Source organism: Saccharothrix obliqua, from assembly GCF_019375475.1.
GTDB classification, from domain to species: domain Bacteria; phylum Actinomycetota; class Actinomycetes; order Mycobacteriales; family Pseudonocardiaceae; genus Actinosynnema; species Actinosynnema obliqua.
On the sequence record NZ_JAHXGQ010000007.1, the window covers coordinates 148689 to 166449 of the forward strand.

General features: G+C 71.3%; 10 protein-coding genes. 2 read left to right on the top strand and 8 right to left on the bottom strand.

Annotated features, from left to right (window positions below; genetic code table 11):
* Window positions 1–8 precede the first annotated feature (8 nt).
* From KZQ38_RS37205 to KZQ38_RS22580, 3 genes are all read right to left on the bottom strand, one after another.
* The gene (locus KZQ38_RS37205) at window positions 9–3368 is read right to left on the bottom strand and encodes a LamG-like jellyroll fold domain-containing protein (RefSeq protein WP_219444236.1); all 3360 of its coding nucleotides are present in this window, start codon (window positions 3366–3368) and stop codon (window positions 9–11) included.
* Window positions 3369–3613: 245 nt separating this feature from the next.
* Entirely contained in the window at window positions 3614–5224 is a 1611-nt protein-coding gene (locus tag KZQ38_RS22575; RefSeq protein WP_219444238.1) for an ABC-F family ATP-binding cassette domain-containing protein, read from the bottom strand.
* A gap of 4 nt (window positions 5225–5228) precedes the next feature.
* Window positions 5229–6854 (bottom strand): ABC-F family ATP-binding cassette domain-containing protein, encoded by a 1626-nt coding sequence (locus KZQ38_RS22580; protein ID WP_219444240.1) that lies wholly within the window; start codon window positions 6852–6854, stop codon window positions 5229–5231.
* Window positions 6855–7184: 330 nt separating this feature from the next.
* Here KZQ38_RS22580 and KZQ38_RS22585 point away from each other — a divergent pair, with 330 nt between their 5' ends.
* Together KZQ38_RS22585 and KZQ38_RS22590 are read left to right on the top strand one after the other, a co-directional pair.
* A complete protein-coding gene (locus tag KZQ38_RS22585) occupies window positions 7185–8084 on the top strand; it encodes a phytoene/squalene synthase family protein (RefSeq protein ID WP_219444242.1) in 900 nt (299 codons plus the stop codon).
* Complete coding sequence (locus KZQ38_RS22590; RefSeq protein ID WP_219444244.1) at window positions 8081–9445, top strand: oxygenase MpaB family protein; 1365 nt, start codon at window positions 8081–8083, stop codon at window positions 9443–9445. Before KZQ38_RS22585 ends, KZQ38_RS22590 begins: the two co-directional genes overlap by 4 nt.
* A gap of 13 nt (window positions 9446–9458) precedes the next feature.
* Here KZQ38_RS22590 and KZQ38_RS36375 read toward each other — a convergent pair whose 3' ends face one another.
* The 5 genes from KZQ38_RS36375 to KZQ38_RS22620 form a co-directional block, all read right to left on the bottom strand.
* Window positions 9459–10154, bottom strand: coding sequence for a lasso peptide biosynthesis PqqD family chaperone (locus KZQ38_RS36375; RefSeq protein ID WP_257901966.1), 696 nt, complete (start codon window positions 10152–10154; stop codon window positions 9459–9461).
* Between the two features lie 13 nt (window positions 10155–10167).
* A complete protein-coding gene (locus tag KZQ38_RS22605) occupies window positions 10168–12018 on the bottom strand; it encodes an asparagine synthase-related protein (RefSeq protein ID WP_219444246.1) in 1851 nt (616 codons plus the stop codon).
* Window positions 12019–12358: 340 nt separating this feature from the next.
* Entirely contained in the window at window positions 12359–14425 is a 2067-nt protein-coding gene (locus tag KZQ38_RS22610; RefSeq protein WP_219444248.1) for a hypothetical protein, read from the bottom strand.
* A 108-nt stretch (window positions 14426–14533) separates the two neighbouring features.
* Window positions 14534–16612, bottom strand: a complete 2079-nt coding sequence (locus tag KZQ38_RS22615) for a hypothetical protein (protein ID WP_219444249.1) — start codon at window positions 16610–16612, stop codon at window positions 14534–14536.
* Window positions 16609–17508, bottom strand: coding sequence for a 5'-methylthioadenosine/S-adenosylhomocysteine nucleosidase family protein (locus KZQ38_RS22620; RefSeq protein WP_219444250.1), 900 nt, complete (start codon window positions 17506–17508; stop codon window positions 16609–16611). Before KZQ38_RS22620 ends, KZQ38_RS22615 begins: the two co-directional genes overlap by 4 nt.
* Window positions 17509–17761 lie beyond the last annotated feature (253 nt).

Consider the following 17761-nt stretch of genomic DNA (forward strand, 5'->3'; position numbering starts at 1 on the left):
GATGGGGGTCAGTTGTGCCGCGTGGTCAGTTGGATGCTCTGCACCTCGTGCGTGCTCAGAACGCCGGAGTACACCCGTGCGTCGTCGATGTCCCCGCGCCAGAGGTCGGACTTGTTGCCGGACCAGATGCCCCGCCCCAACCAGAGCGGGCCGTTGCCGTTCCAGGTGTACATCCCCTGGCCGCTGGAACCGGTGCCCATGAAGTTCACGGTCTGCCGCACCCCGTTGACGTACAGGGCGATCCGGCCCGCGACGGCGTCGTAGGTGCCGACGAGGTGGACCCACTTCCCGGCTTCGACCTCGTTGTCCGACAACGCGACACCGAAACCGCCGTGATCGGGGAACCGGTTCACCAGGAAGCCCCACTGCCGGTTCTCCGGTCGGTACTGGATCATGAAGGGTGAGTAGCCGGTGTCGCCGAAGCCCACCGCGGACCGCGCGAGTGCGTCCGCGGCCTCAAGTCGCACCCATGCCGAGACGGAGTACGAGCGGTCCGTGCGGAGCAAGGCGGGTCGCGGCGCGGTGACCTCCCTGGTGACCGGGCCGGTGAAGTTCAGCCACTTGTCCTCGCCACCCCACTGCTGGTCGGGGCGCTCGGGTGTGACCGGTGTGCCCGCCCACGTGACACCGGGTGCGATCGTGGCCTGCTGCCCGGAGACCTGTTCCAGCGTCGTGGCGCCGGACATCTCGTCCAGCGCGAGGCGCGCGCGCAGCACGGTTTCGTTCGCCTGCGTCGCGGCTTCCCCCGCGCTCAACGCGCGGTCCCAGACCCGGACGCCGTCGATCGAGCCCGGGAAGTAGCCCTCGCGGTTGCCGCCCCACTTGCCCGCGCCGACCACGAGGCTGCCCGTCGACTGCCACATCGGCATGGTGAGGGTGCCCTCGGGCTTGCCGTTCACGTAGAGCGCCACCTTGGAGCTGTCGGGCTCGTAGGTGCTCAGCAGGTGCGTCCACACCCCGGCCGCGGGTGGCGAGGCCGATGGCGCCCGGAAGACGTCGGCGGGCACGGTGTCGCCCGTGCTCGCACTCATGGTCCAGCGGTCGACGTCCTTGCTGTACTGGAGGAAGAACGGGCTGTTGTGGGTTCCGTCCTGGCTGAGCACCGTGTGGTAGGTGTCGGTGCGGTCGAGCTTCACCCACGCGGACACCGTGAATGCGCGCGACGTGTCCAGCACCGCGGCCGACGACTTCGCGAAGCCGGTGGAGCCGTTGAGCGACAGCGCGTTGCCGTCGTACCCCGACGCGAACGAGGCACCGCTCTGGAGCGTCAGCTCCCGCCCTCCACCGGAGGCGTCCGTCGCCGTGCTGCCCGACGACTCGTTGAACGGCCAGGAGGCCAGTGGCACCGCGGGCTCCGCCACCTCGAAGACGTACACCGCGTTGGCGGCCGAGCGGTTCCCGGCTCGGTCGAACGCCGACACGTACAGGACGTTGATCCCCGCCTTGACCGGCGTGATCGCCAACGACACCGTTCCGTCGCCGTCGGCAGCCACGTCCTCCATGCGGGTGGTCGCGGTGTCGTTGTTCAGGGACCAGCCGTACTTCCGCACGTCCATCGTGCCGTTCGGGCCGGTGTTCCCGTTGGTGCGGAACGTGAACGTGCCGGTCTGCCCCACCGTGCCGTGCACGCCGGAAGCCGGGTAGTCCTCGGACGACACCGCGGGCGTGTTCGGCTTCACCGTGTCGACCTCGAACTCGCAGTTCTCCGACCACTTGCTCAGCTGGTAGTCGCCGCTCCACAGGTGCCAGGTGTGGACGCCGTCGTTGGCTATCCACCCGGCGGGCACCTTCGCCTCCGCGAAGTTCCCGGACCCGATGTCGCCCACGTGGACCTCTTGACCGTTCCACGTGTAGTTGTCCTTCGGACCGACCATGATGCGGAACCCGGCGTCCAGCAGATGACCGTCGGGGTCGGACAGCCGGGCCCGCAGGCGTGGCGTCCTCGTCGTCACCAGGGTCCGTTGCGGTCCTACGCGGCAAGGCAGCGCGTCGTGCCCGTTCGGCCCCCAGCCCTCGATACCCATGTCCGTGGGCTGGTTCGGGTAGCTGTTGTAGCGAACCTCCAGGTACGGGTTGAGGTCGAACCTCCGCCATGAATCGTCCATGTCGTTCTCATCCATGGCTTGCAGCATGAAGTTCAACCACGACCACCCGTCGGCGGCTCCAGCCCGGACCGCGGTCGTCACGTCGAAGCCCGCGTTGCCGTCCTCGGGGCATTTCGCCGGGTTGTTCCGCACGTTGGTCTGGGCGAGCGGGTTCTCCCACCCCGCAAGGGGGCCAGGCTGGTAGTCCCACGTCGTGTAGGCGTCGAACCAGCCGGCCAGCCACACACCCGTTGGCGAAGGCGCGCACGAGAAGGTGTTGACCACCCTGGTCTTGAGCACGGCACCGTGGATGAACCGGCCCAGCAGGGGCGCGGAGTTCATCTGGACGTAGGAGCGGGAGACGCCGTCCTCGTGCGCCTCGAGCGCGGAGGCGTTGAGCTTCCCGGCCTTCAGGTCGTTGAGATCGCCATCGGTCCGGTCGTAGTTCGGGACGAAGGGCCACGGGCTCTGCACCACGACGTGGTGCGTCTTACCGCAGTTGCCGCAGTGGTACTCGGGGTCCAGCGACACCGGGTACGTCGTCGACGGGTCGTTCAGGAACGCCTGGTCCGGCACGACGGCGACCGCGTCCGGCGTCACCTCGACGTCCATCGCCGCCCGGCGGTCGCCGTCCCCGAACAGTCCGTCCGAACCGCCACCGGACGAGTCCCACATGTGCGCGGCGCCACCCACGAAAGCCGGCGCACCGGCCGCGTCCTTGACGATCAGCGAGCCGCTGTCGGCCGGACCCTCGTGCACCGTCACGTTCTCCGCGTGCGTCCGGAACGAGATCCGGTTCAGCGCGGGGTTCCCGGCCGCCTGCGGTGTCCTGACCACGAGCAGCTGGGAGAAGCCCTTCTGGTGTGCTTCGACCCTGAGGTCGACGTCCGGCAGCACGTCCGGGTACGTCAACGCGGCGCCGTCGACGACCGGGACCGGCAGGTCGCTGTGCCAGCCCAGGCCGACCGACCGACCGCCCTGCGCGACCCGGGCCAACGCGTCGTCCGCCGACCCCGGCCCACCGCCGGAGAACGCCACGTCCACGGTCGACGCCTTCGGCCCGAACGACCCGTCCGCCCGGCGTTCCAGCGTCAGGTCGACCGGAACCCACTCGTCGCCCCGTTTCACCCGCACCGGCAGCGTCGACTGCGACCACGTCAACGAGCCGTCGGGGTTGGCGTGCACCTCTTCGGTCTCCGAAGTCGCGGATTCGACGGCGACCGACTTGCCGCTCCGCGCCGCGAACCTCAACGCGGTGGCCTCGTTCGGAGCCGAATCCGGCACCTCCGCACCCATCGCCGGCGGGACGGCGACCACTCCCCCCGCTACCGCGGTCAGTACCAGCCCTGAGACGAACGCGCGCAGGCCGAAGCCTCGCGCATGTCTGCGCGAACGCATGGAATTCCCCCTGCACCGCGCGGTTCACGCGGCTCCGATCCCGGGCCCCGACCCGTGATCGATCATGGCTCGCGTTCGCCGGGCAGCACAAGACTTTGACTGTGCAAGTAGCCGTATGGATCAGCAGGCCGTCATGGGGTAGGTTCCGCTCCCCACGCCACTTCACCCGCCACCAGGCGGATCTCGCGGCCGGTCCAGCGGGAGCGGAGGTGGCGGTCGTGGCTCGCGGTCAGCACGGTGCCCGTGCTGGTGTTCAGGGCCTCTTCCAGTTCGTCGCACAGGGTCGGGGACAGGTGGTTGGTCGGCTCGTCCAACAACAGCAACTGCGGCGGGTCGGCCACCAGCAGGGCCAGGGCCAACCGGCGGCGCTGGCCGGCGGAGAGGCGGCCCACCTCGGTGTCCAGGTCGCGCTCGCCCAGGAGACCCAACGAGTGCAGGGGAACGGTTTCCGCCCGTTCCACGCCCAGGGCGTGCTCGTAGGTCTCCCGCGCGGTCCGGTCGGGGCGGCTGAAGGTGGTGTCCTGCGCCAGCAACCCGGTGGTCAGGTCGGGACGCCGGCGGACCTCGCCGGACGGGGTCAGGGCGCCCGCCAGCACGGCCAGCAGGGTCGACTTGCCCGAGCCGTTCGCGCCGGTGACCAGGACCCGGTCACCGGCGCGGACGTCCAGCGCCGCCACGGTCAGCCGACCGGGGACGTGGATGTCGCGCAGCACAACGTCCTCGCTCGCCACGGCGGTGAGCGAGGAGCGGAACTCCAGCGGGCGCGGTGGGGCGGGGACCTGGGAGCGCTCCAGCACTTCCAGGCGACGGGTGGCGTTGCGGACCCGGCGGGCCACCTGGTTCTGGACCCGGCCGCCCGCGTGGCCGTACCCCATCTTCTCGTTGTCGCGCTTCAGGCGGTTCGGCGCGACCTGGTGCGCGGTGTGGCCGGCGGCGTGCCGCAGTTCGGCCAGTTGTTCCTGCTCCTCCTGGTACCGCCGCCGCCACTGCTCGCGGTCGGCGCGCTTTTGCGCCACGTAGGCGGTGTAGGAACCGCCGAAGCGGGTCGGGCCGGTCGGCGACGGGTCGAGGTCGATCAGGTCCGTGCACACCGCGTCGAGGAAGGCGCGGTCGTGGCTGGCGACCAGGACGACACCGGGCTGGGCGCGCAGCTGTCCCTCCACAAAGGACATGGCCTCGTCGTCCAGGTGGTTGGTCGGCTCGTCGAGCAGCAGGGCGGACGGTCGGCGCACCAGCAGCGCGGCCAGCGCGAGCCGACCGCGCTGGCCGCCGGACAACGTGCCCAGGACCCGGTCGCGCGGCACCTCGGCCAACCCGAGACCGGCCAGCACGATCCCGGCACGCCGGTCGGCGTCCCACACCTCGCGGTCCTGCGCGTGCTCCAGCCGCTCCGCGTAGACCGCCATCAGGTCCGGCGAACCGGCGATCGCCGCGGCCAGCCGGTCCAGTTCGGCGATGGTCTCGCGGGCCTCGCGCAACGCGTCGTCCAGCACGTCGGCGACGGTCGCGGTCGGGTCGAACGGCATTTCCTGGTGCAGGAAACCGAGATCCGCGGGCCGGGTGACGCTGCCGGAGTCGGGTTGGTCCACGCCGGCGAGCAGGCGCAGCAGGGTGGACTTCCCGGTGCCGTTCTCCCCGATCACACCGATGCGGTGACCGGGCGCGGCAGTGAGTGAAACGCCGTCCAGCACGCGTCGGTCGCCGAGCGTGCGGGTCAGGTCGTGGGCCAGCAACGCCGACATGGCGTCAGCCGGCCGCGGGTGCGGCGGTCTCGACCAGCCGGCCGCCGGTCAACCGCAGCCACCGCTCGACCTTCACGTCCACGAGGAACCGCTCGTCGTGGCTGACGACCACGAACGCGCCGCGATAGGCGTTGAGCGCACTCGCCAACTGCCCGACGCTGACCAGGTCCAGGTTGTTGGTCGGCTCGTCCAGCAACAGCAACTGCGGCGCGGGTTCGGCGAACAGGACGCACGCCAGGGTGGCCCGCAACCGCTCGCCACCGGACAGGGCGCCGACCGGGAGGTGGACCCGCGAACCCCGGAACAAGAAGCGCGCCAACAGGTTCATGCGCTTCGACGCGGGCAGCGCGGGCGCGTGCGCGACGAGGTTGTCCAGGACGCCGCGGTCCGGGTCCAGCAGGTCGAGCCGCTGGGACAGGTAGGCGACCCGCCCGTCGTACCGGGAGATCCGGCCCGCGTCGGGCGACAGGTCGCCGTTCACCAGGCGCAGCAACGTGGACTTGCCCGCGCCGTTGGGTCCGGTCAACGCGATCCGCTCCGGACCCCGGATGGTGAGGTCGACGCCGTCCGCCGCGTAGAGGTCGCGCAACCGCAAACCCTCGCCCGAGAACACGGTCCGCCCGGCGGGCACCGCGGTGTCGGGCAGTTCCAGGGAGATCTTCTGCTCCTCGCGCAGGGCGCCCTCGGCCTCGTCCAGCTTGGCCTTGGCGGCGGAGACGCGGGCGGCGTGGGTTTCGTTGGCCCGGCCCGCCGACTCCTGCGCGTTGCGCTTCATGGTGCCCGCGAAGATCCTCGGCAGCCCGGCGTTCCCGAGGTTGCGCGCGGCGTTGCTCGCCCGGCGCTGGGCGCGTTCCCGCGCCTGCTGCATCTCCCGCTTCTCGCGCTTGACCTCCTGCTCGGCGCTGCGGATGTTCTTCTCCGCCACCTCGCGAGCCGCTTGCACGGCGGCCTCGTACTCGGTGAAGTTGCCGCCGTAGAACCGGATCTCGCCGCGGTCGAGTTCCGCGACGCGGTCCACGCGGTCCAGCAGCGCGCGGTCGTGGCTGACCACCAGCAGGCAACCGGAGAAGTCTTCGAGTGCCTGGTACAGCTTGTGCCGCGCGTCGAGGTCCAGGTTGTTGGTGGGCTCGTCCAGCAGCAGCACGTCGGGCCGCCTGAGCAGTTGCGCGGCCAGGCCGAGCGAGACGACCTGGCCGCCGCTGAACGTGTCCAGGCGACGGGTGAGGGCGACCTCGCCCAGGCCGAGCCGGTCGAGCTGGGCGCGGGTGCGCTCCTCGACGTCCCAGTCCGCGCCGATGGTGGTGAAGTGCTCCTCCGCGGCGTCACCGGACTCGACGGCGGCGATCGCCGCGAGCACCGGGGCGATACCGAGCACCTCGGCGACGGTGAGGTCACCGGTCAGCGGCAGGGTCTGCGGCAGGTACCCGAGGACACCGTCCACCACGACGCCACCGCCGGTGGGGCGCAGCTCACCGGCGATCAGCTTGAGCAGGGTGCTCTTGCCCGCACCGTTGGGCGCGACCAGGCCGGTGCGGCCACCCGGGACGGTGAACGACAGGTCCTGGAACACCGGGGTGTCGTCGGGCCAGGAGAAGGACAGGTTGGAGCAGACGACGAAAGCGTCGGACATCGAAGAAACCTCGGAGATGACGAACGGGCGCACCACGGCAACACCGTTGGCGGAATGGGCGAAACGACGACATGGCCTCGGCAGCGGAACACGCGATGCGCGCGCGCCGACGGCTCATCAACTCCGGGGCTCACCCGGAGATGTCGTCTTCACCTGCCACGTCACAACTCCTCGAACAGCGGTCACTCCACTTCGAGCATAGCACAGCCGCCTCGGCACATCGCTGAGCGTGACCACGTTGCACGCCGTCGGGGGCTTGCCGCTCACTCCGGACATCCATGACGATGCGGCGAAGCCCGATCTTGCCGGGCACGCCGACCCGGGGGGTGCGTGATCTTGCCGGTGCCGGAGAAGCTGGCGGCGTCGTACGAACTGTGCCGCCGCGTCCACGCGACCGCGGACCGGCTGACGTACCTGGCCGTCCGGTGGCTGCTCCCGCCCGAGCCCCGGCGGCACCTGCACGCGTTGCACGCCTTCTTCAGCACGTCCGACCGGATCGCCGACGAGGTGCCGGACCCCGGCGCCTACCGCGAGTGGGTGGCGGCGGCGATGCGTGAGCTGCGGGCCGGGCGCAGCACGCACCCGCTGCGCCGCGCGCTCCTGCACACCAGCCGGGTGCACGGCCTGACGCCGGACCAGTTCGCGGAGTTCCTCGACGCCACCGGCGCGGACGTCGGGCGGCCCACCGGGTTCGCCACGTTCGAGGACCTGCGGGTGCACCTGCGTGGCGTGGCCGGGGTGCCCGCCCTGCTCGGCGCGCGGGTGCTCGGGGCGACGTCGGCCGACGCCGAGCGGTGCGCGACCGCGCTGGGCGAGGTGTTCCAGCTCTTCGACATCAGCCTGGACTACCCGGAGGACCTGCGCCGCGGTCGGGTCTACGTGGCCGTCGAGGACATCGACCGCTGCGGCGTCGACCCGCGGACCCTCGGCCGGCGACGCACGCCCGCCGCGGACGCGTTGGTGCACCTCCAGGTCCGGCGGGCACGTGAACTCGGTCGCCGGGGCCGCGGCCTGCTCGACCACCTGCCGCCGCACCACCGCCCGTTCATGGCCGCCGCGCTGGAGGTCGTCGACGCCCACTGGGACGTGGTGGAGCGGAAGGGCGCCGACGTCCTGCACCGCGGCGTCCACCCGTCACCGGTGCGGGCGTTGCGCCGGACGTTCCCGCACCTGCTGGCGGTGCGCACGCACCCGTTGCGCGCCAACCACCTCACGGAGGTTCCCGGATGACCACGACCCAGGACGCGCTCGGACCGGGCTCCGCCACCTGGAACCACCTCGGCCAGTGGCGGCTGATGCTGGTGATCCACCGGACGCTGGTGCTCCAGGCCGCGCACCCGCAGATCGGCGCGGCGGTGGGCCAGTTCTCCGTCTACACCGCGCGGCCGTGGCGGCGCTTCCTGCGCACGATGGAAAGCCTCCAGACCTACGTCTACGGCACGGCGGCGGAGCGGCAGCGCGAACTCACCCGCCTGGAGCGCCTGCACCGCCGGATGCGCGGCACCGACCCGCACGGCCGCGCGTTCACCGCCACCGACACGCCCGCCCGCGCGTGGGTGCACCTCACGCTCTTCGAGGCGGTGCAGACGATCCACCGGCTCGGCGGCGACCCGCTCAGCCCGACCGAGGCCGCGCGGCTGTACGACGAGTGGCGCGCCCTCGGCCGGTTGTTCGACCTCACCGAGGCGGACCAGCCCGCCGACCTCGACGAGTTCCACGCCTACTTCGACCGCATGGCGGCCGACGTGCTGGAGGACAACCCGACCGTGCGGGACCTGTTGTCCGGCAGCATCTTCCGGCTGCCCGTGCCCGGCGGGCTGCCCATCCCCGGCCTGCTCTGGTCGCCGCTGCGGTACGTCGTGGTGTCCGCCGCCGTGCAGGCGACCGCGGCGACGTTGCCCGAGGTCTACCGCCGTCGCCTGCACCTGACCACGGCGCCCGGCGCGGAGCTGTTCGTGTCCGGCGTGCACCGCGCGGCCCGGACGTTCACCGACCTGCTGCCGAAGCCGTGGCGTTACATGCCCTACGCGTCGGCCGCGATCCGGGCCACCGGCGAAGTGCGCCCGCGCACCGCGACGACGCCCGAGGAGTTCTTCACCACCATCCTCGACCAGAGCGGTGACGGCGTGGTGCGGTGGGCGGACCTGCTGGGCATGGCGCGCGAGATCAGCACGCACCTCGACCTGGACGAAGCGGACGAAACCGCCGTGCACGAGGCTTTCGAGGCGTGGTGGCGGCAACTGCGCGACCTGACCGGCACCCCGGTCGACGGTTCGGTCACCCTCGCCGCCTACCGCGCGGCCATCGCCGAGGGCCGCTACCCGGGTTCCGCGAGCAAGGGCCACGGCCGGGTCGCCGACGTGGTGTGCCGCCTGATCGACCGCAACGACGACGGCCAGGTGAGCCAGGCGGAGTACGCGCGCCTGCTCGACCGCAGCCCCCGCCGGCACGAGCTGATCGCGGCCCTGCGGTCCCTGGACCAGGACGGCGACGGCACCCTGCACATCGCGGAGTTCCACGACGCGCTGACCGATTTCCTGGCGGGCCGCTCGGATCTCGCCGCGGGCCGCTACCTCCTCGGCCGGGTGTGACCGCGGGCGCGGTTCACGACCTGCTGAGGAAACCGGCGGCGAGCAACCGGTCCGTCATCGCGGTGATGTCCTGGTGGGCTCGCGCCGGGTCGATCTCGTACGCCGCGGCGAAGTCCTTGGCCACGTCGTCGGCGGACTGCCCGGCCAGCAGGCGGCGCAGGGTGTCCACTCCGGACTGGTTGAGCTGCCAGTAGTGCCCGCTGCGCTGGTTGAGCAGGACGACGCCGTCGTCGGTCTCGGCGCTGAGCGCGTCGCGGTGCAGCCGCAGCAGCCCGACACCGGGCTGCTCCCGGGCGGCGCGCGGCGCGACGGTGACCAGGGGGACGTAGTAACCGTCGGGCAGCGGCTCGTCGATCATGCGGCCTTCGGCTTCCACCCAGGCGTGCGCGCCGAACGGCGTGGTGCGCGCGCCGAGCCGCCAGGTCGGCCACGTCCCGCGGGCCCGGCACAGCAACGCGGTCGCGATGGACCGCTGGAGGCACCCGTTGACCGCGCAGCGGATGCTGCTCGCGACCACGGCCTGCCGTGCGGCCGACGTCTCCTCCGCCGTCGCCTCCCGCGCACCGCGGCTCACCAGAACCAGGAGCCGACGCATGACCCGCGGCGACAACCGGGTGATCGGCGCGGCCACCGCGACGGCCACCAGCGCCGGCACCCGGCCGCGCCAGGGCAGCCGCACGCGTTCCGGTGGTGCGTAGGGCATGCTCATCGGATCTCCTCGGTCAGGCCACCGGGACACCGGCGTCGGCGGGCGGACCGGTGCGGCCCGGGTCGTCCCGGCGCACGGAACCGGTCTGGCGCAACCACATCTCGCAGCCGAGCGTCATCTCCAGGCTCGCCGACGGGTCGTCGGACTCGGGTGACGGCTGGGCGTGCAGGCCGGCGCGCAGCGCGTCGACGTCGATCAGGCCCCGGGCGGCCAGCGCCGAGTCGGCGAACAGGTCGAGCAGGTCGGGGACGTGCCGCCGCTGGTCGCGGATGACCGTCTCCTCGTAGTCGCCCTTCGTGCGCCGGTTGAGGATGAAGTCCGGCACGCGGCCCCGCATCGCCGCCGCGAGCAAGGGCTTGAACAGCCACGGGTCGAACCTCTCGTGCACCCGCACGGCCAACGCCGCCTCCACCACCCGGTCGTCCAGGTAGGGCAGGTCGAGGCGCAGCCCGCCGGCGGCGAAGTCCCGGACCAGTTGGCGCAGCACCACTCCGGCGTAACGCACGCTGATCACCGTCTCGTGCTGGCCGCGATCGCCCGCCAGCGGCCAGACCTCGGCGGCGGTGTCGCGCAGCACCCGCCGCGCCGTGCTCACCACGTCCGGCGTCGCCCACGGCGTGGTGGGCAACGGCGAACCCCACGCCAGGTCCGGGATGTCGCGCGGTGTCGGGCATCCGAGGCCGTCGGCGCACGCGCGCCACCACTCGGCCAGGGTCCGGTCGCTCCAGAGGCCCGCGACGGTCGGCAGCAGCGGCCACCGGCCCAGGGCGCGGTGGACGCGGAGGTGCCTGAGCGCGGTGAGCGGTTTGCGGCGGATGAGGGTGTGCAGGTAGGACGCGCTGCCGGTGAACACCTCGTCCGCGCCGTGACCGGCCAGGTGCAGGGTCGCGCCGCGTTCGACGAGCCACCGCACCTGGTACCGGGTGGTGGTGATGCCGCGGGTCATGGTGTGCGGTGATTCCGTGTCGGGCAACTCGTACGGCGGTGCGAAAACCGGTGGCGCGCCACCGAGTTCCAGGTGCCGGGCCCGCACCAGCAGGCCGGCGGCCCGGCTCGCGTACCGCGGGTCGTCGTTGATCGCGCTGCCGTCGTCGCGGCGGAACGTGATCAGGTCCGGCGTGCGCGCGGCGGCGAGGAAGCACAGCGACGTGGAGTCCATCCCGCCGGAGAGGTCGGCCGACACCGCGCCCAGCATCGGTTTCCGCCACGCCACGGCCTCTTCGAGCGCTTCACGCAGCCGCCAGGCGCCCACCTGGAGCGGCAACGCGGGTTCCGGCGGTCGCCACCAGCGGACCACCCGCGCGCGGTCGGCGGTGAACTGGAGGTAGGAGTCCGGTGGCACCCGTTCCACGCCACGCCACCAGCTCCGCTCGGCCAGTGGCGGCATCAGCTGCCCGCACGCGATGTGCACCGCGAGCAGGTCCTCGTCCGGATCGGCGCCGATCATCGCCGCCAACGCGTCGGCCCGGTCGCTCGCCACGGCCACGCCGTCGAGGAGCGCGGTGAACACCGGCCGGAAACCGCTGACGGAGCCCTGGAAACGCACCCGCCCGCCGATCGACGCGATGAGGTGGGCGGAGCCCGGGAGCGTCCGCGCCAGGCGGTCGAGGTCGGCGGGCGCGCGCACCCGCGCCGCGACCGCGGCCAACCGGCCGGCGTCGACGGGGCTGAACCCGTGGACCGCGATCCGCACGTCGCCCGCGCCGCCGACCACCACCTCGCCGGCCGCCCAGTGCCCGATCAGCCACGGGCGGCCGGAGGCGTGCGCCACCACCTGCGGCCCGCGGTGCGGCACCCGCAGGCTCGCCCGCGTGCCGCCCGGCGTGTCCGGCAGGACGACCACGCTGTTGGTCAACTCGTACATCGGCAGACCTCGCAAAGAAGGAGCGACGAACGGGAACCGGGGACGCCTGCCGTCAGGTCCCGTCGCGGTCCGGCGACACCACGACGGCGAACGGGGTCACGGAATCGCACCGGCGGCCATGGCACCTCCTCCGATCCCGACAACCCCGCCGCTCCACCATCAACCGTCCCCGTCCGGCCCGCAACGGCACGTAACCCGGGCCATCACCAGTCCAGCCAGGCGAGTGGTCGCCCTGACCAAGAGCGACGACCAACCACCGATCACCTACCCCCGCCGAGCGCAGCCACCACCCGGACCGGTCATCGCTGCATTCCGCGGTGGCGCAGCGGAACCGGCACGATCACTCGGGCCAGTCGCGCGACCACCTCGCCCGGCGTTCGCGGTCACGGGCGATCCAGTCCGCGCCCTCCGCGGCGACCGCCTCCAGGACCGGCATCGCGGCGTCGATGCCGGAGGTCTGGACCGACATCCGGAACTGCTCGGATTCGTCCTCGGCGTCGTCCTCCTCGATGCCGTCGTCCCGCTCCTTCGTGAAAGCCTCGGCGACGACGGTGATGTCCCTGCCGTTCACCAGGGACAGCTGGAACGCGCGGCTGCGCAACCGCTCGACCTCCGCCCCCTCCTTCCTGGTGCCGCGCAGACCCTTCTCCACGACGCTGGCCGAAGCCAGGGCGTCGTACCGGAAGAGGTGGCGTTGCTCGTTCAGCGCGTCGCCGGTGAGGAAGTCCAGTTCCACCCGCGCTTCCCGCACGCCGCCGCGGGTGAGCAGGAAGATCTGCACCACGTACCGGGAGAAGCGTGGTGGGCCGTGGAGCACTCGCGCGCGCAGGGCGCCTCGCGCCCCCTCCGTCATCACCACGTGCGTGACCAGGTCGTGTGCGTACAGGTTGGCCCGCCGGACCGCGTTGTCCCGCAGGTACGCTTTGTCCATGGCGAGCCAGCGGGCCATCTCGGCGTCGGACGGACGATCTGCCAGCAGTGCCAGCCACTCCTGGTAGGCACGGCTCTCTGCGGCATTGAGCCGTGCCGCGTCCGCACGCAGGTACCCGGCGAGGCCCCGGTTGGCGATTACGCTCATCCCGCCCCACACCACGAAGAACCCTCCCGAGCCGACGAACAACGCCGGCAGGGCGCCATTGGCGAACAACAGCACGACCAGCCCCGCGATCCCGACCAGGAAACCCAGCCGAAAGAGCAGGGTGTCCCGGACCGGGACCGCCAACCGGTCGCCGTGCAGCGATTGCGTGCTCCACCCCGCGGCCACCTGCCGCGCGTGCCACCCGATCAGCCAGCCGATCGCGTTCGCCGGAACGCGGGCGTTCCCGTACAGCTCGACGAAGCGCTGCTTGAGGTGTGCCCTGATGCCGGCGGTGTAGTTCGGCCAGTCCCCGGCGACGTGCGGTCGGGCCGCCGAGAAGCGGCTGTCGACCAACCGGTGGACCTCCTCGACAAACGCGGTGGAAACCCAGTGCCCCGGTGAGCGGGGCGCCGGTTGTTCGCTCGGTGCCGCGACTACAGCGGCTTTGGCCGCGTTGCGCGATTTCACCGCTTCCCGGGCTCCGCCGTGACGCAGCACCAGGTAACCGGCGACGGCGACGAGGGGAAAACCGAGCAGGACGCCGATCGCCGACGGTTCGATCAACGCCGCCATCACGCCGATCAGCACCACACCGCCACCGATGACCATGCCGACCAGGTCACCACGCTTGGTCTGCACCGGTGCCGGCGTGTACGGCCGGGGTTTGGCGGGATCCGGCTCGAAGAACTTCCACGCCCGTGCCGCACGACCGTGGCTCGTCCGCTCCGCCACGACCCGGACGGCGTGCACGGCTTCGAGCTTCTCCTTCGCCATACCGCTGAGGATCATGCCCAGGTGTTGGGCGATCTCGTCCTTCCGCTCCGCGGGGAGCGCGTTGTAGGCGTCGAGCACGACGTTGAGGTCGGTGTTCGACTCGCCCGACATCTCGTCGCGCACGAACCGCATGAACCGCCACACCACGGCGAACGCGTCGCTCCACTCGTCGTGCGGCAGCGAGGCGCACATCTTGTGGACGCCGATGATGCGCTCCGCCAACTCGCCACTCACGTCGTGGAACGACCGTTCGCTGACCACAGAGAGGAAGTAGTAGTAGGCCCGTTCCGTCGTGATGTGCCAGTCGCGCAACAGCCGGTCGAAGACCTCCTCCGCTTCGCGGGGCGCGCCACCGGCGAGGAAGTTGCGTGCAACGTCGTGCCTTCGTTCCGGCGGATCGCCGTCGTTGATGTGGTAGACGGCCGCGTAGTGGATGGCCGTGTCACCGTAGTGCGCGCCGACCTGTTGGCCGATGTGCGCGCCGGGGTGTGCTTCGTTGTGGTTGTCCATGGTGGACGGTCCGGGGATCGGGCCGTCCCAGGTCGGAGGGATCACCAGTTCTCCACGGGGCGCTGCGGGTACGGACGCCACTTCCGTTCTTCGGCGCCGGGTCGCGGTGAGCCGAACCCACTCCCCGGCTTGTTCGACCTGCTCGTCCCGGGATCACCCGACGACGACGCGGTCCCACTCGCGTGCCCACTGCTCGCGGCGTTCCTGCTCGTGCACGAGCCACTCCTCCCCTTCCGCCGCGATCGCCTCCAGGGTGGGCAGGGCGTTCTCGATCCCCGACGTCTCGTAGGCGGCGTCGATCAGCTCCGACTCGCTCTCGTCGTGGGGGTGCTGCCGGCTCATGAAGCTGTTCGCCTTCATCTCGATGGGGTCGCCGTTGGTGAGGACCAGGCGCAGGTCCCGGCTCCGCAGGTTCTCCACGTCCCCGTTCTCCAGGGCGTTCACCGCTGTCGTGCGTGAGCCTTTCTCGGTCACCTTGGCCGACACGACCGCGTCGTACCGGAACATGAGCCGTTCCTCGTTCTGCGCCTCGCCGGTGTTCGCGTCGAGGCGGAGCTTGGCGTAGCGCACTCCTTTGCGGGTGAGCAGCAGGATGCGGACCATGTACGCCGAGTACCGCGGTGGGCCGTACTGGAGGCGGCTGCGCCGGGCGAAAGGCGCGCACTCGGTCAGCACCACGTGATCGATCACCTGGTCCCGCTTCAGCCCGACGCGCTTGATGAAGTCCGACACGAGGTAGAACTTGTCCAGCACGTGCCAGCGCGCGATCTGCGCGTCCGCGGGCCGGTCCGCCAGATCGGCGACCCACGCCCGGTATGCGCTGGTTTCCTCGTGGTACAACGCATCCGCTTCAGCCGACGCGGCGAGGTTGGCCTGCTTGGTGGCGGCGACACGCACACCGTGCTTGATCACGAACCACCCGCCGAGCGCCAGGAACAGACCCGCCCAGACGTCCAGCGCCCACAGGGCGTCCGCCACACCCGCCACGACGGCGACGACGCCCAGGCGATGACGTGCCGTCGTGCCGAACGGGCTGGGGGAAACGGCCGTGTTTTCGATCCCGGCCCGACCCCGCGCGACGGCCCGCTTCGCGTGCCACGTGACCAGCCACCGGAGGTTGGCGGTCTTCACCTCGCCCGGTTGGTACGACTGCACGAGACGCCTCTTCAGGTACGTGCGGTACGCCTGGTACGGCTGCTCGCCCTCGTGCTCGGGTGCGGTACCCGAGTGCTCCTTGAAGAGGCGGTCGACGAGCGAGCCGATGTTCTTGCCGAAGCCGGTCGACAGGTGGATGTGCTCCTCGGCGGACTCGGCGTCCCCACCCTCTGCCGTCGTGGCGCTTCGGTCGGCGGCGTCGTGACGCAATGCCGCGACGCCGATCAGGGCGCCGTTCCGCAGCACCAGGTGGAACCCGGCGCACAGCAACGCCAACTCCGGCAGCAGACCCACCCGGAACGGCCCGGCCACGAGGAAGACCAGCCCGATGGCGAGGCCGGTGAAGCCGAGGAACGCGCGGCCGCGGTCACCCGGGACCGGCCGCAGCGGGGCCGGCTGGTACGGCTTCGGCTCGGCGGGTTCCGCTTCGAAGAACTTCCAGGACCGCTCGGTCCGCTCGGGCACGGTCCGCTCCCGCATCATGTGCGTCGCGAGGTCGGACTGCGACCAGACCTCGGCCAGGCCCCGGAGGACCACGTCCATGTGCCGGGCGATCTCCTCCTGCCGGGCGAATGGCAGTGCGCCGAGAGCGCCGGCGACGTCCAACCGGTTGCCCGCCGCTTTCCCGGCGTACTCCTGCTTCACGCGGCGCAGCAGCTCCCACACCACCGTGAACGCCTGCGACCAGGAATCGACGGGGTGCGACAGGCACATCTTGTGCGCGTCCTTGATGTTGTCGAGCAGTCGGCCCGACAGGTCGACCAGCGAGCGCTCGCTCATCACGGACAACGCGTAGTAGTAGGTCCGCTCGGTGGTGATCCGCCCCTGCTGGAGCAACGCGGAGAACATCTCCTCCGCGCGGCGCGGGGTGCCGCCGTTCAAGAGGTTGCGGGCGACCTCGTGCATGCGCTCGGGCGGATCGCCGTGGTTGATGTGGTACGTGCGGAGGTCGTGGTGGATCGTCGTGTCCCAGAGCTGGACGCCCACCTGCTGGTCGACGTGGGCGCCGTTCGACGCCACGTTCCGGTTGTCGACCTTCGGCGTGACCTCGGGACTCTCCCCGGTTTCCGCGCTCACCGCTCGTTCCCCGTCCACTTCGGACGGAAGTGCCCGAGTTGGACGCCGACCTGCTGGCCGACCCTGGCGTTGTCGTGCGCGGTGTTGGTGTTGTGGATGGTGGGCAACGGCGGGAACCCGGTCGGGACGTCCCGCTCCGCCTCCGCACCACCCACGTCGTCGAGCGCGGACACGAGGGCGATCGCGAACGCGGCGGCGTTGCGGGCGGCGAGGAGTTGCGTGCCCGCGCGGTCGCTCGCCGACTTCGTGCCGTCGGCGTGGTCGCTGATGGCCCGGATCGTCATCGTCGGCACGTTGCCGCTGAGGTGCCCGGCGTGCGCGAAGCCCGAACTCTCCATCTCGACGGCGATCGCGTCGTTGTAGTTGCTGTGCAGCGAGCGCGCCAGCGGTGACGTCCTGGAGTTCAGCAGGACGTCGCCCGCGGCGATCGGGTCGAAGTGCACCCCCGGTCGGACGTGCTCGCCGCGGTCGGGCAGGTAGGAGTACCAGGCGTCCCCGCGGGGAAGGCGCCGCGCCCGCTGCTCCAGGGCGTGGGAGACGTCCCAGGCGCGGGGGCGTGCCAGGTCGCCGTCGTCCTCGCTGCGGGCGCCGTGGTGCGAGTAGGTCTTCGTGGCCACGACCACGTCGCCGATCTCGAGCCAGTCGCGCAAACCCCCTGCCACACCGACGAACAGCATGGCCGTCGGGGAGAACATGCTCCGCGCGCGTTCGGTCAACGCCGCGGCCGTCGTCGTTCCGGGCCCCGTCACGCCGAGCGCGATCCGCCGGTGCGGCCGGGAGGTCGTCGTGCCCTCTTCGAAGACGGTGCCCGCGACGTGCGTCCGCTCGGTGACGTCGGTCAGGTGCTCCAGCACCGCCTGGTGTTCCACGTTGAGCGCGGTCAGGATGACGAACATCGATCACTCCAAGGTGGTACCGCGCAAGCGGTTCCGCTTTGTCGTACGCCGAGGTGTGCGGAGGGCGAGTCCGCGATGCGGCCAGGACTGGCTTCCAGCGGCAGCACTCGTCGCGTGTGGTGCGAGGCGCGAGGAACAGGAGGGCACCGCCCGGGATGGGCGAGACAGTAACGCACCCACCGCTTCTCGTCAATCCGACGATAAAGACGATCATGCTGTCGCGCGCTGCCGCAGGTAGGATGTTGCAAGTGGA

What these genes read in the sequence shown, in the direction of transcription:
- KZQ38_RS22575 (WP_219444238.1), bottom strand. Translation starts at nt 5,224, where the DNA reads ATGTCGGCGTTGCTGGCCCACGACCTGACCCGCACGCTCGGCGACCGA.
- KZQ38_RS22580 (WP_219444240.1), bottom strand. Translation starts at nt 6,854, where the DNA reads ATGTCCGACGCTTTCGTCGTCTGCTCCAACCTGTCCTTCTCCTGGCCC.
- KZQ38_RS22590 (WP_219444244.1), top strand. Translation starts at nt 8,081, where the DNA reads ATGACCACGACCCAGGACGCGCTCGGACCGGGCTCCGCCACCTGGAAC.
- KZQ38_RS36375 (WP_257901966.1), bottom strand. Translation starts at nt 10,154, where the DNA reads ATGAGCATGCCCTACGCACCACCGGAACGCGTGCGGCTGCCCTGGCGC.
- KZQ38_RS22605 (WP_219444246.1), bottom strand. Translation starts at nt 12,018, where the DNA reads ATGTACGAGTTGACCAACAGCGTGGTCGTCCTGCCGGACACGCCGGGC.
- KZQ38_RS22620 (WP_219444250.1), bottom strand. Translation starts at nt 17,508, where the DNA reads ATGTTCGTCATCCTGACCGCGCTCAACGTGGAACACCAGGCGGTGCTG.